Annotated in this window: 12 protein-coding genes; 4 read left to right on the forward strand and 8 right to left on the reverse strand. The window is 72.9% G+C overall.

Going from position 1 to position 13,867, the window contains the following annotated elements; all coding sequences use genetic code 11:
- Nucleotides 1-66: 66 nt before the first annotated feature.
- Nucleotides 67-864, reverse strand: a complete 798-nt coding sequence (locus K8F61_RS08050; protein WP_231821289.1) for a biotin--[acetyl-CoA-carboxylase] ligase — start codon at nt 862-864, stop codon at nt 67-69.
- Between the two features lie 189 nt (nt 865-1,053).
- On the opposite strand from K8F61_RS08050, the gene K8F61_RS08055 reads away from it, so the two are divergent.
- Together K8F61_RS08055 and K8F61_RS08060 are read left to right on the forward strand one after the other, a co-directional pair.
- Nucleotides 1,054-2,652: an acyl-CoA carboxylase subunit beta gene (locus K8F61_RS08055; RefSeq protein ID WP_067248765.1), complete on the forward strand. Its 1,599-nt coding sequence runs from the start codon at nt 1,054-1,056 to the stop codon at nt 2,650-2,652.
- Complete coding sequence (locus K8F61_RS08060; RefSeq protein WP_067248768.1) at nt 2,649-2,876, forward strand: acyl-CoA carboxylase subunit epsilon; 228 nt, start codon at nt 2,649-2,651, stop codon at nt 2,874-2,876. The genes K8F61_RS08055 and K8F61_RS08060 overlap by 4 nt, the downstream gene beginning before the upstream one ends.
- 172 nt (nt 2,877-3,048) lie before the next feature.
- Here the strand turns inward: K8F61_RS08060 and K8F61_RS08065 are convergent, their stop codons facing one another.
- From K8F61_RS08065 to K8F61_RS08085, 5 genes are all read right to left on the reverse strand, one after another.
- On the reverse strand, nt 3,049-4,317 hold the full coding sequence (locus K8F61_RS08065; protein WP_231821290.1) for an ROK family protein: 1,269 nt from the start codon (nt 4,315-4,317) through the stop codon (nt 3,049-3,051).
- 237 nt (nt 4,318-4,554) lie between these two features.
- The gene (locus K8F61_RS08070) at nt 4,555-5,580 is read right to left on the reverse strand and encodes a hypothetical protein (protein WP_219086150.1); all 1,026 of its coding nucleotides are present in this window, start codon (nt 5,578-5,580) and stop codon (nt 4,555-4,557) included.
- Entirely contained in the window at nt 5,577-6,806 is a 1,230-nt protein-coding gene (locus tag K8F61_RS08075; RefSeq protein WP_067248778.1) for an ATP-binding protein, read from the reverse strand. The genes K8F61_RS08070 and K8F61_RS08075 overlap by 4 nt, the downstream gene beginning before the upstream one ends.
- Nucleotides 6,796-7,461 (reverse strand): response regulator transcription factor, encoded by a 666-nt coding sequence (locus tag K8F61_RS08080; RefSeq protein WP_219086152.1) that lies wholly within the window; start codon nt 7,459-7,461, stop codon nt 6,796-6,798. Before K8F61_RS08080 ends, K8F61_RS08075 begins: the two co-directional genes overlap by 11 nt.
- 4 nt (nt 7,462-7,465) lie before the next feature.
- Entirely contained in the window at nt 7,466-8,758 is a 1,293-nt protein-coding gene (locus K8F61_RS08085; protein ID WP_231821291.1) for a class I SAM-dependent RNA methyltransferase, read from the reverse strand.
- A gap of 87 nt (nt 8,759-8,845) precedes the next feature.
- On the opposite strand from K8F61_RS08085, the gene K8F61_RS08090 reads away from it, so the two are divergent.
- Nucleotides 8,846-9,496, forward strand: coding sequence for a Maf family protein (locus K8F61_RS08090; protein WP_067248787.1), 651 nt, complete (start codon nt 8,846-8,848; stop codon nt 9,494-9,496).
- 105 nt (nt 9,497-9,601) lie between these two features.
- Complete coding sequence (locus tag K8F61_RS08095) at nt 9,602-11,374, forward strand: acetyl/propionyl/methylcrotonyl-CoA carboxylase subunit alpha (RefSeq protein WP_231821292.1); 1,773 nt, start codon at nt 9,602-9,604, stop codon at nt 11,372-11,374.
- A gap of 33 nt (nt 11,375-11,407) precedes the next feature.
- Here the strand turns inward: K8F61_RS08095 and K8F61_RS08100 are convergent, their stop codons facing one another.
- Nucleotides 11,408-12,337 carry a hypothetical protein gene (locus K8F61_RS08100; protein ID WP_231821293.1) on the reverse strand — a complete coding sequence of 310 codons (930 nt, stop codon included), beginning with the start codon at nt 12,335-12,337 and terminating at the stop codon, nt 11,408-11,410.
- Nucleotides 12,334-13,773 (reverse strand): NAD(P)H-quinone dehydrogenase, encoded by a 1,440-nt coding sequence (locus K8F61_RS08105; protein WP_231821294.1) that lies wholly within the window; start codon nt 13,771-13,773, stop codon nt 12,334-12,336. Before K8F61_RS08105 ends, K8F61_RS08100 begins: the two co-directional genes overlap by 4 nt.
- Nucleotides 13,774-13,867 lie beyond the last annotated feature (94 nt).

Below are 13,867 nucleotides of genomic sequence, written 5' to 3' on the forward strand. Positions count from 1 at the left end.
TGTCGCCCTGCCCCGGTGAGGCGGGCAGCCGCGCGGTGTGTCCCTCGCTCCCCGGCGACGCGGCGGTCACACGGTGCGCAGGTGGACGATGTCTCCCGCGGCGACGCGGTGTCCTGTTCCGTCCTCCGCGCGCACCTCCAGGCACCCGTCGCCCGCAAGGCCCGTCGCGACGCCGCGAAGGGTCGATCCGTCCGGGAGCTCCACGCGCACCGCCTGGCCGAGGGTCAGGCAGCGGGCCGCCACCGCGGCGCGCACACCGCCCGCGTCGGCGCCGTGTTCCGCCAACGCCGTGAGATGACGGTCCAGTCGCGCCAGGTACCCCGCGACGAGGAGGTCGACGTCGCACTCCGTCCCCTCGACCGCGAAGGAGGTGGCGGTGTCGACCGGGAGCTGCTCCGGGGTCATGGCGGTGTTGACGCCGGTGCCGACGATCACCGTGTCCGTCCCCACGGCCTCGGCGAGCACGCCGCAGATCTTCCGCGGCGGCCGGGTGCCGTCTCCGGAGCCCGCGGCGCCCACGAGCACGTCGTTGGGCCACTTGACCCCCACCGTGCGGCCCGGCAGCTGCGCGGCGACCGCATCCGTCATCGCCGCTCCCGCCGCCAGCGGGATCCACCCGCGCTCCGCCGCGGGGATGGCCGGGATCCGCAGCAGCACCGAGACGGCCAGCGCCGACCCCGCCGGGGCCACCCAGCTGCGGTCGAGGCGTCCTCGGCCCGCGCGCTGGTCCTGCGTCAGCAGCACGGAGAGGTGCGGCCACCCCGCGGCGTCGGCGGCGTGTGCGCGCAGATCGGCGTTGGTGGATCCGGTGGCGTCGAGCACGTCGAGGCGCGACGCCGCCGCGCGGGTGTGGGCGAAGTCCATGCCGTCACCCTATCGATCCGCCGAGGCGCCCCCGAGACCCCCTCCTGTCGCCCGAACCCCCTCGCATCTACGTATCTGCGAGGGGGTCTCGGCGGCGCAAGGGGGTCTCGGCGACAGTACGGAAAGAACAGCGGATCGGCCGTCGCGTTGTGCGAGGCGTCCAACGTCTGCGGACACCCCGCCGCTAGGGTGGAACCCGTGACGGATACGCCTGACCTCTCCACCACCGCCGGCAAGATCGCCGACCTGCACGCGCGCTACGACGAGGCCGTCGTCGCCGCCGAGGCGAAGGCGAAGGAGAAGCAGCACGCCAAGGGCAAGATGACCGCCCGCGAGCGCATCGAGCTGCTCGTCGACACCGGAAGCTTCGTCGAGTTCGACGAGTACGTGCGCCATCGCACCACCGCTTTCGGCATGGACCGCAACCGCCCGTACGGCGACTCCGTGGTCACCGGCGTGGGCACCATCCACGGCCGCACCGTCGCGGTGTACTCCCAGGACTTCACGACCTTCGGCGGCTCCCTGGGCGAGGTGTCCGGCGACAAGATCATCAAGATCATGGAGTTCGCCCTCCGCAGCGGCATCCCCATCATCGGGATCCTCGACTCGGGCGGCGCCCGCATCCAGGAGGGCGTGCTCGCGCTGAGCAAGTACGGCGAGATCTTCCGTCTGAACACCCGCTCCTCCGGGGTGGTCCCCCAGATCTCGATCATCATGGGTCCGGCCGCCGGCGGCGCCGTGTACGGCCCGGCGCTGACCGACTTCGTCATCATGGTCGACAAGACCAGCCAGATGTTCGTCACGGGCCCGGACGTCATCAAGACCGTCACCGGCGAGGACGTCGGGATGGAGGAGCTCGGCGGCGCCCTGACGCACAACACCCGCTCGGGCGTCGCGCACTACCTCGCCGAGGACGAGGACGACGCGATCGACTACGCCCGCACGCTCCTGAGCTACCTGCCCGACAACAACATGGCGGAGCTGCCCTCGTACGCGAGCGCGTTCGCGTTCGAGACGACGGACGCGGACCGCACGCTCAACACGCTGATCCCGGACTCGCCGAACCAGCCCTACGACATCCACACCGTCATCGAGCACGTCGTGGACGACGGCGACTTCCTCGAGGTGCAGCCGCTCTTCGCCCCGAACATCGTGATCGGCTTCGGCCGCGTCGAAGGGCGCTCGGTCGGCATCATCGCCAACCAGCCGTCGCAGATGGCGGGCACCCTGAACATCGAGGCCGGCGAGAAGGCCAGCCGCTTCGTGCGGTTCTGCGACGCGTTCTCGATCCCGATCGTCACTCTCGTCGACGTCCCCGGCTACCTCCCCGGCACCGACCAGGAGTGGACCGGCGTGATCCGCCGCGGCGCGAAGCTCATCTACGCCTACGCCGAGGCCACCGTGCCGCTCGTCACCGTGATCCTGCGCAAGGCCTATGGCGGCGCCTACATCGTGATGGGCTCCAAGCAGTTGGGCGCGGACGTGAACCTGGCCTGGCCGACCGCCGAGATCGCGGTCATGGGCGGCCAGGGCGCCGTCAACATCCTCTATCGCGGGGAGATCAAGAAGGCCGAGGAGGCCGGCGAGGACGTCGCCGCCGTGCGCACCCGGCTCGCCAACGAGTACACCTACAACGTGACGTCTCCCTTCCTCGCCGCCGAGCGGGGCGAGATCGACGGCATCATCGAGCCCGCCAACACCCGGGTCTCCATCGCCAAGGCCCTGCGGGCGCTCCGCGGCAAGCGCGCGGAGCTGCCGCCGAAGAAGCACGGGAACATCCCGCTGTGACCGCGGCGGAGGACCGGGACGCGCCGGTGGAGATCCAGGTGGTGCGGGGCGCGGCGAGCGAAGAGGAGCTGGCCGCGCTGATCGCCGTGCTCTCGGCGGCCTACACCGCCGAAGAAGAGGCGGCCGTGACCGTCGACCCTCCCGTATCGGCGTGGATGCGAACCCAGCGCGCACTGCGCGCGCCGCTGCGGCGGGACATCCCCTGGGGTCGGTTCTCCGGCTGAGGGCTCCGACGCCTGCCGTCGGTCGTCCCCCGGAACCGGCCGATCCGGTCGCGTCGACGCGCTTCGGGGCCGGGCAGCCCCCGTCCCGACCCCGTTCGCGTGCGCGACGCACCCGCGGAGCCGTCCCCCAGTGACCATCCCCACGGATGCAGAGATACTACATCGATTGTAGTTAAGCCGGCAAGCCGCTCCCGCGCCCGTGCGCCCACGCCGGGTCGCCCGCCGGCAGGTACAGCGTGGCCGCGTGCGGCGAGTGCACGGCATCGAGAACCAGGCACGCCGCGCCGACGGCGGCGACGTCCTCCCCCGCGACCGCACCCGTCACGGGAAGGGTCCGCATGGCCGCCGTCGCGCTCTGGGCGGCGAGCAGGCCGGGCAGCACGCGAAGATACACGGACTCCAGCCGGGACCAGGACGGGCCGCCGAGCACGACCCGGTCGACGTCGAGCATGTTCGTCAGCACCGAGATCGCCCGCGACAGGTGCTCGGCCGCCGTCTCCAGGACGCGGACTGCCCCTTCGTCCCCCGTGCGCGCACGGTCGCACAGGCTCGTGAAGCGCGCGTCGGGGGTCTCGTCCCCCGCCCCGAGCACCCCCTCTCGCTCCGCCCGTTCGACGATCGCCTGAGGCGTGCAGACGACCGCGACGCAGCCGCGCGCGCCGCACGTGCACACCGGACCGTCGGGGTCGACCATGATGTGCCCGATCTCCCCGGCGTTCCCGGAGACGCCGCGCACGACCTCGTGCCCCATCACGAGTCCCGCACCGATCCCCGTCCCGAGATACACGAACAGGAACGACGACGCGGTGCGCTCGCCCCCGCGCCACAGTTCGGCGACGGCGGAGGCCGTGGTGTCCTTGTCCAGCAGCAGAGGCATCGCCGTGGCCGCGCGCAGCTCGTCCCGCAGCGCCACCCGGTGCCAGCCGTCGAGCTTGGGCGGATCGATGATGGTGCCCGCCGTGTCGAGAGGCCCCGGGGCCGCCACGCCGACGCCGACGATGCGTTCGCGGTCGACGCCGGAGGACCCGATCAGCCGCTCGATCGCGTCGGCGATCGCGTCGATCACCGCGGAGGGCGCGCCCACGGCGGTGCGCTCACGGGCGTGCGCGACGACGTCGCCCGCGAGGTCAAGGATGACCACGGTCGTGACCGACGGATCCAGATGCACGCCGACGGCGAGCTCGCGCGCCGCGTTGAGCTTGAGCAGGGTGCGGGGCTTGCCCGGCCCGCGGATCGTCCGCCCGGCCTCGAGGACGAGCCCCTCCTCCAGCAGGCGGCGAGCGATGTTCGTGACCGCCTGGGCCGAGAGTCCGGTCACCTCCGCGATCTCGCTCCGGCTCAGCCCCGCGCCGGAGCGGCGGACGGCTTCGAGCACCACCGACTGGTTGAAGTCGCCCATCCGCGGAAGGTTCGTTCCTCGACGAGGTCCGGGCTCGCTCATGGGTCCATTCTCATCCACCGCGGCTGCTCCGCCAGGGCGCGTCGGCTTTGTCCCCCAAAATACCTACAGACATTCCTCTTGCGCCCCGGAAGACTGTTCTTGCAACGCTTCGCGTTCGGCCGGTCCTCCGCCACAGGGTAGACGGACGATCACCGGCCTTCCGCGGACGGTTTTCGGGTAACCGCTCCGCATCTGGCGAGGGGCGGGCGGCTTCGCCGCCCCTCGCCTCCTTCTGACTCACGTCCGCTCGTCGCGTGATCCGTCCACGGTCCGACGGATCTCCCGCCACAGCTCGACCGAGTCCTCGTCGGACGACGCACCGGCGGCCGAGCGTCCCACGACGGTCACCGCCACCTCCGCGTCGCGCGCCGCACGGATGATGAGGCGCGCCGAATCGGCGTCGCGCAGCACGGCGGCGAGCTCCGCGCGGATGCGATCCCGCGCAGCCTCGTCCAGCCCGTCCAGACCGCCCTCGTCGAACACCGTCACCGTCGCCCCGCGCCGACGGGCGGCGGCGATCGAGGCGCGCGCCTCCTCGTTCAGCAGGTTGGCGCCGCGGATCTCGTCGCGCAGGCGCCCCTCCGCCAAGCGCGCCTCGACGCGCTCGTCCTCGGAGAGGTCGCCGCGACTCTCGATCACCCGGGCGAGACTCGGACCCGCCACGGCCAGCGCGTACTGCACGCGTTCACGCCGGGCGCGCTGCCGCACCGCCTGTGTCGCCTGCCAGGCGGAGGCCGCCTGCTGGATGCTCGCCAGACGGTCGGTGTCCCGGACGGCCCGCCCCCAGAACGCCACGAGCAGCTGCGCGATCACCATCCAGACCGCGGAGCCGACCAGTCCCAGGGCCAGCGCGTCCCCCACGCCGAGCCAGGCGGAGGTCGAGGCGGCCAGCGCGACGAGCGCCAGCCAGCCGAACAGGCTCCGGCGGCGCACCACGCAGATGACCCCGATGACGCCGACGCCGCCGATGTACCACGTCGCGTACGGCGCGCGCAGGGCATCCTGCGTCAGGGCGAGGTTGACGGCGATCGGGATGCCGACCCCGGCGCCCAGGGCGACGAGTGCCGCCCACAGCGGCATGCGCAGGCGCGTCCGCGCCCCCACCATCACGATGGTGACCACGACCAGCAGGAATGCCGCGATCGCCACGACGAGCAGCTGCGGGTTCGCCGGCGGCGTGGTCCACCACAGCGCGCGGGACGCGAAGTACAGGGCGAACCCGAGGGCCAGCGCGGTCGCGACGTTGCGGACGGTGAGCCTCATGACTCGGACCACCCCAGCGTCACGGTGGTTCCACGCCGGTCCGACTCGATCGTCGCCGTGCCCCCGACCGCGGCCATGCGGGCGAGGATCGAGGCGCGGATCCCCAGGCGATCCGCCTTCACCTGCCCGGGGTCGAAACCGTTGCCCGTGTCGCTGACCTTGATCGTGAGGCCGGTGTCCCCGTGTCCCTCCACCACGATCGTGAGACCCCGGCCGCCCGCGTGGGCCACCGCGTTCCCGATCGCCTGGCGAGCGGCGAGGGCCACGGCGCGCGCCACCCGATCGGGCACGGATCCGTGCCCGAAGCGATCCAGCACGGCGGTGGTGTCGAGCTCGGCGACGGCGCGTTCGAGGTCCTCCGCGATCCGCTCGATCGCCACCGGCTCCTCGCTGCCCTCCTGCAGGCTGGCGGCCTCCGCATTGGCCAGGCGGGTCAGCGCCTCCCTCGCCATCGCGACGGCGAGGTCGCGCTCGCGCTCCGTCCTGGCCCGCTCGGCGGCGATGAGGGCGGCGAGCACGCTGTCGTGCATGAGGGCCGCGACCGCCACGCGTTCCTGCTCCGCCGCGGCCGTCCCCGCCGCAGAGGCGTACGACTCCACGGCCCTGGTGCGGGCGTCGTCGACCCCGGTGGCGACCGAGCGGAACATCCAGCCGAGCGCGACGAGCACGCAGCCGAGGATCAGGGTGAACGAGACGTCGAACGCAGTGGTGACCCAGAACTCCCGCTGGAAGTCGCCCTGCGCGAGCCGGACCAGGCCGTAGAGGAAGGGACCGGCCAACGCCCACAGGAGTTGGAGCGCGAGCGGGAAGGCGACGACCGCCGCGACCCCGGCGACGTTGACGAGGAAGAAGATCCACGGCTGCTGATCGGGGTCCGCGGCCTGGCGCACGGCGACGAAGGGCCACAGCACGAGATCGAGGACGTAGGCGACCGTGAACACGCCCGCGGCGATCCGCACCCCTCGGCCGACCACGCACGTCACGAGCATGATCGCCCACGGCACGAAGACGAGCGCCATCATGAGGACGTGCGGCGCGTCGAGTCGAGTGAGCGTGCCGACCGCGGAGATCAGCGCCTGAGTGCCCAGGGCCAGCGCGCCGACGCCGACGACGATGGCGATGATCCGCTCCATCCGCCTGCCGGCGAACCGCTCCAGCTCCCGGCCGACCTCGCCGGGCGTGGGGATGTTCGCCCACGCCTCGCGGAGCGTGCGCTCAGGGGACACTCGGGGCTTCCTCCTGCGGCGGCGTGACGATCCCGTCCTCCATCGCGCGCCGCAGCAGGTCCACCTTCGTCGGCGCCGGGCGGCCGACCTCGACGTACTTCACCCGCACCCGGGTGATGTTCTCCTTGGCGGTCGAGTACGCCACGCCGAGCCGTTCGGCGACCACCTTGAGCGGAAGCCCGGTGGCGTACAGCCGCAGCACCTCCCGTTCCCGGCTGGAGAGCTGCGCGTCGGCGAAGGCGCGGTCGCCGTCCACGGCGCTCGCCCACTCGACGTTGTTCAGCGCCTCGCCGCGCGCCACGGTGTGCACGGCGGCGATGACGTCGTCCAGCGGGGAGGACTTGCTGATCACCCCGGCGGCACCGGCGGCGAGCGCCTCCCGGACGGCGACGGGCCGGTCCGCCACGCTGTGGATGACGACGCTGGAGCCGTCCGCGACCAGGCGGGTGACGTTCTCGGTGACGGTCGTGCCGTCGCCGAGGGTGAGATCCAGCACGACCACGTCGGCCGGCACCAGCCCGATCCGACGACGGGCGTCGAGGTACTCCCCGACGCCGGCACCCGTGAAGAGGACCTCGAAGTCGGCCGCTTCGAGGGCGGCCGTGAGCCCGAGACGAACCGACTCGTGGTCGTCGATCAGGGCGACGCTGCTCATGCCTTCAGCCTACCGAGGCGACCGCGCCCACGACGGGCACCAGGCGGGCGACGACCTCGAAGTGGTGGGTGTTGGGGAACAGGTCGAACGCGCGGAGCTCCTCGACGTCGTAGCCGCGCGCGCGGAAGGTGCCGAGGTCCCGGGCGAAGGCGACCGGATCGCACGCCACGTACACGACCGCCGACGGCGCGAGCGCGACGACGTCCTCCACCACGGCCCGCCCGGCACCGGAGCGGGGCGGGTCCAGGACCACGGTCCCGCCGGCGTGCGCGCGCGCCGCGGCCTCGTCCCGGCGACGGTCCGCGAGGAAGCGATCGACCCGCGCGGTGATCGCCTCGACGCCGAGATCGCCGAGGTTCTCGCGGGCGTGCGCGATCGCGCGCGGACTCGACTCCACCGTCGTGATCGTCCTCGCGCCGAGACGCCCGAGGGTGGCGGCGAAGAGCCCGACGCCGCCGTAGAGGTCGAGATGGGCGGAGTCCGGGTCCACCCGGTCGGCGAGCAGGTCCGCGACGGCGGCGTCCAGCGTGTCGGCCGCCTCGGGATGCACCTGCCAGAAGCCGTCGGCGTCCACGCGGAACTCCCGCCCCGCTGCTCGTTCGACGAGCACCTCGGGGACGGGACGTGGGGCGCGCGGGGCACGACGGCGCGCGCCCTTCCCCGCGCCCCCTTCTCGGGCGGCGGCGGCCTTCCGGAGGATCCGGACCTGCCCGTCCGACGCCTCGACCAGCTCGACGCGGCCCTCGCCCCGGGCACGCAGGGTCCGTGCGGCCGCGGCGATCGACGGGCGGGCCAGCGGCAGGTCCTCGACGGGGACGATCCGGTGGCTGCGCGCGGCATAGGGCCCGACATGGCCGTCGGCGTCGGCGTGCAGCGTGACGCGCGTCCGCCAGCCGCCGTCGTGGTCCGAGACGGCGGCGACCTCGGGCGCATCGACCCCGCCGCCCGCGAAGCGATCGAGCGCTTCGGCGAGCACCTGGCGCTTGAGGGCGCGCTGACGCCGCGGGACGATGTGACCGAACTCCGCGCCGCCCGGGCGCGCCTCCGGATCCCGGTCGATCGACGCCTCCGCCCACAGATGCGGCCGGCGGTCCGACGACGGCTCCGGGACCTCCACGGCGACCGCCCGCCAGAACGCCGGCTTGGAGGCGTCCGTCACCCGGGCGCGCACGCGCTCGCCCGGGATCGCGTCGGCGACGAAGACCACACGCCCGTCATGGCGGGCGACGCTCACCCCGCCGTGGGCGATGCCGGTCACGTCGAGGTCGAGCAGGTCGCCGGAGTCCGCGGAAGTCACCTCCCGATGATCCCATGCCGACCGCGCGGGCGGCGGCCCGCGGCAGCGTCGCCGGCACCGTGGTCGCTCCCCGGCTAGCGTGGTCGCATGCGCGTCTGCCTCGCCTCCACCTCCCCCGCCCGCCTCGCCCTCCTCCGCCAGAGCGGCATCGAGCCGCTCGCCCTCGCGCCGGACGTGGACGAGGAGGCGGTCGCGGCGGACGAGGAGGCCCGCCGCGGGACTCCGCTCAGCCCGGCCGAGCTCGTCCTCCTCCTCGGGCGCGCCAAGGCCGCCGACGTCGTCGCCCGCGTGCGCCGGGAGCAGCCGGACTTCGACGGGATCGTCATCGGCGGCGACTCCATGTTCGAGATCGACGGACGCGTGTACGGCAAGCCGCACACCGCGGAGGCGGCCACCGAGCGGTGGGCCGGGATGCGCGGCCGCACCGGTGTGCTCCACTCGGGACACGGCGTCTTCCGTGTGCGCCCCGGCGCGGATCCCGTCGAGGCCCACGCGGTCGCGGAGGCGTCCGTCTCCTTCGCCGCCGACGTGTCTGACGAGGAGATCGCCGCGTACGTCGCGTCCGGGGAGCCGCTGCACGTGGCGGGCGCCTTCACGGTCGACAGCCTCGGGGGAGCCTTCATCGAGCGGGTCGAGGGCGATCCGTCGACCGTCGTCGGCATGTCCCTGTCCACCCTGCGACGCCTCGTCGGCGAGCTCGGGGTGACCTGGACCGACCTCTGGAACCGGACGGCCTGACACCGCCCACCTTCGGAACGCTCGGAGGGAGACGACTACGACTCCGCGCGATTCTTGTGGAGGGTCGTCAAAAATATCGGACGTGCTCTCGCTAGGCTGACATCCATGCCTGAAATCGCCAAGGTGCTCGTCGCCAACCGCGGCGAGATCGCCGTCCGCATCATCCGTGCTGCGCGCGACTCCGGTCTCTCCTCCGTCGCCGTGTACGCGGACCAGGACCGCGATGCGCTGCACACCCGGCTCGCCGACGAGGCGTACGCCCTGGGGGGCGCCACCAGCGCCGAGACCTACCTGCAGATCGACAAGATCCTCTCCGTGGCCCGGCGCGCCGGCGCCGACGCCGTGCACCCGGGGTACGGGTTCCTCGCCGAGAACGCCGACTTCGCCCGTGCCGTGATCGGCGCCGGGCTGACCTGGATCGGCCCGTCCCCCGAGGCGATCGAGGCCCTGGGCGACAAGGTCACCGCCCGCCACGTCGCCGAGAAGGTCGGCGCCCCGCTCGCCCCCGGGACGCCGGGACCGGTCGAGAGCGCGGAGGAGGTCGTCGCCTTCGCGAAGGAGCACGGCCTTCCCATCGCCATCAAGGCGGCCTACGGCGGCGGCGGCCGGGGCCTGAAGGTCGCCCGCGAGCTCGACGAGGTGGCCGAGCTGTTCGAGTCCGCCACGCGCGAGGCCGTGGCCGCGTTCGGACGCGGCGAGTGCTTCGTGGAGAAGTACCTCGACAAGCCGCGCCACGTCGAGACGCAGTGCCTCGCCGACGCGCAGGGCAACGTCGTCGTCATCTCCACCCGGGACTGCTCACTGCAGCGACGCCACCAGAAGCTCGTGGAGGAGGCTCCCGCGCCGTTCCTCACCGACGAGCAGAACCGGGCCCTCTACGAGGCGTCCAAGGCGATCCTCCGCGAGGTCGGCTACGTCGGAGCCGGCACGTGCGAGTTCCTCATCGGCGCCGACGGCACGGTCTCGTTCCTGGAGGTCAACACCCGCCTGCAGGTCGAGCACCCCGTCTCCGAGGAGATCACCGGGATCGACCTCGTCCGCGAGCAGTTCCGCATCGCGGCGGGCGGCACCATCGACTACGACGACCCGCAGCCGCAGGGGCACTCCCTGGAGTTCCGGATCAACGGCGAGGACCCCGGCCGCGGCTTCCTCCCCCAGCCGGGCCCGATCCACGTCTTCAAGACGTTCGGCGGGCCGGGCGTGCGCCTGGACTCCGGCGTGACCGCGGGAGACGAGGTCTCCGGCGCGTTCGACTCGCTGCTGGCGAAGATCATCGTCACCGGCAAGGACCGTGCGGAGGCGCTGGAGCGCGCCCGCCGCGCCCTCGACGAGTTCGAGGTGTCGGGGCTTCCCACCGTTCTGCCCTTCCACCGCAAGGTCGTGCGCGATCCCGCGTTCACGGCGGAGGACGGCCGGTTCGGCGTCTACACGCGTTGGATCGAGACCGAGTTCGTCAACGACATCCCCGCCTGGGACGGCGAGCTCAGCGACCCCGCGGCCGCCCCTGCCCGCCACACGGTCGTCGTCGAGGTCGGCGGCAAGCGCCTGGAGGTCAGCCTCCCCGACCGCGTCGCCGCCGCGGCCGCCACCGCGGCCGGCGCCCGCCCCGCCGCGGTCCCGCCCTCGCGGCGCAGCCACGCGACGAGCGTCGCGGCGGGCGCGTCCGGGGACGCGGTGAAGTCTCCCATGCAGGCGACCGTCGTGAAGGTCGCCGTCGAGGACGGTCAGTCCGTCGTCAAGGGCGACCTCGTCGTCGTGCTCGAGGCGATGAAGATGGAGCAGCCCCTGCAGGCGCATAAGGACGGGGTCATCGGCAACATCAACGCCGCTCCCGGCGAGACCGTGTCCGCCGGGCACCGTCTGCTCACGATCGACTGACGCGCAGCCGGGGCCCCGCCCCGGCTGCGCGGCTCAGCGCCGCCCGCGACCCTGAGCGCCGGCCCAGGCGTTCCAGGCGACGAGCCTGCGCTGACCGAAGGTCGTGCCGAGCTCCGCCCGTTCCTCGGGACGGGCGCGGTAGTGGGTCAGCACGCCCCACACGACCCAGGGATGGACGCGGAGTCCCGCCGGGGTGAGCATCAGCACGCCCGGCAGCTCGCCCTCGGTGCGCGCCGCGTCGATCCGCAGCTCGATCAGTGGCGCCGGCGGGGTGCGGGAACGGCTCGACTCGATCCGCCGCGGCGTGATCTCCGAGATCGCGTCCCACGGCACGTACAGCGGGTCGCCGAGCCGGATGAGGGCGATGCCCGACGGTCCGACGGCCAGCCCCACGGGTCGCCGCCCGAAGGACCCGAGCCGATGCTGTGCGAGGGTGCTGCGCACCGCCGCCACGAGGAACAGCGCGGCCATCGGCACCGTGACGACGAGTGTCAGCAAGGCGCTGTCACGGCCGCCCAGGGCGATGAAGATCGCCGCCGGCACCGCCGCGACCAGCACCAGGGCGAGCACCCAGAACATGATCAGCAGCGGCAGCCCGACGCGGCGCTGCCGGAGGAAGTGCACCCACGAGTCCGGGGGCGCCTGCTCCGCCTCGGTCAGGACGACCGCGTTGACGAACTCCGGCTCGCCGCGGCCGAACGGGCGACGAAGCCCCAGGACGAGGACCGCCGCTCCGATCAGCGCGAACGCGACCGGGCTGAGCGCGGCCATCCCCGCTTCCGTGACGCCCGGCAGCATCGCGAGGGACACGCCGAGCATCGCCGCACCGCCGACGACGAGGAACGGCGACCGGCCACGGGCCGCCGGCCCCCACACGCTCGGCCAGGCGACCGGGATCGGCTCCGCCCGACGCCCCGCCTCCGCGGACGGGCCCGGAACGGCGGACGGGGCCGGCGTCGTCACGAGATGTTGACGAGGTGCATCGCCCGGGTGGCGTCGGTGATGCTGCCCGACAGGGACGGGTAGGCGGCGAAGACGCGCGAGACCTGGTCGACGTTGAGGCGCCGCTCCACGGCGAGCGCGATCGGATAGATGAGCTCGGACGCCTTGGGCGCGACGATCACGCCGCCGATGACGGTGCCCGACCCCTTGCGGGCGATGATCTTGACGAAACCGTCTTTGATGCCCATCATCTTCGCGCGCGGGTTCGCCGCCAGCGGCAGCTTGAACGCGATCCCGTCGGCGGCGCCGTCCTCGACGTCCTTCTCGGAGAAGCCGACGGTCGCGATCTCGGGGGCGGTGAAGATGTTCGCCGTGATCTTCCGCTGCTCGAGCGGGATCACGATGTCGCCGAGCGCATGGAAGACGGCGGTGCGCCCCTGCATGGACGCGACCGACGCGAGCGGGAAGAAGTTCGTGCAGTCGCCCACGGCGTAGATGTTCGGGACCGAGGTGCGGGCGACGCGGTTGACCCGGACATGCCCGGACTCGGTGAGCTCCACGCCCGCCTCCTCCAGCCCCACCCCGGTGGTGTTCGGGATCGACCCCACGGCCATCAGGCAGTGACTGCCCCCGACCACGCGACCGTCGGAGAGCGTGACCACGACGCCGTCGTCGGTCCGCTCGACCCGGTCCGCACGCGACTTGGACAGCACCTGCATGCCGCCCCGCTTGAACACCTTCTCCAACACCTTCGCGGCGTCCTGGTCCTCGCCGGGAAGGACCTGGTCGCGGCTGGAGACGAGCGTCACCTTGGCCCCGAGGTTCATATAGGCCGAGGCGAACTCCGCGCCTGTGACGCCGGAGCCGACGACGATCAGGTGCTCGGGAAGCGCCTTCATGCTGTACAGCTGGGTCCACGTGAGGATCCGCTCGCCGTCCGGCTTGGCGGAGTCGAGCTCCCGTGGGGACGCCCCGACGGCGACGACGAGCGTGTCCGCCTCGACGCGGTCGAAGTCCGTGCCGTCCGGGCTCGTGGACACCACGATCGCCCGCGGACCGTCCAGTCGCCCATGGCCGGAGAGGATGCGCACCCCGGCGTCGACCAGGGCCGAGCGCATGTCGTCCGACTGCTGGCGCGCCAGGGTCAGCAGCCGATTGTTCACCGCGGCGAGGTTGATCGCGATCTGCGGCTTGAGGGGCTTGCCCTCGGCGCCCTTGGCGTAGAACTGCACGCCCAGGTCCGTCGCCTCCGAGATGGCGACCGCGGCGTCGGCCGTGGCGATGAGGCTCTTCGACGGCACGACGTCGGTGAGGACCGCCGATCCGCCCACCCCGACCCGCTCGACCAGCGTCACCTCGGCTCCGAGCTGCGCGGCGGCCAGCGCCGCCTCATATCCGCCGGGACCGCCGCCGAGGACGGCGACGCTCTGCCTGTTCGCGAAGGGTGTCGAGGACATGCCTCCATTCTTCCCCACTCCTGCGCGCCGGCGCGCACGATCCCCGCCCGCATGCTCATCCGCGCCCGACCGCGCTCGGACGGGCACGGGGACC

Origin of the sequence: Microbacterium resistens (genome assembly GCF_021172025.1) — a bacterium.
Taxonomy (GTDB): Bacteria; Actinomycetota; Actinomycetes; order Actinomycetales; family Microbacteriaceae; genus Microbacterium; species Microbacterium resistens.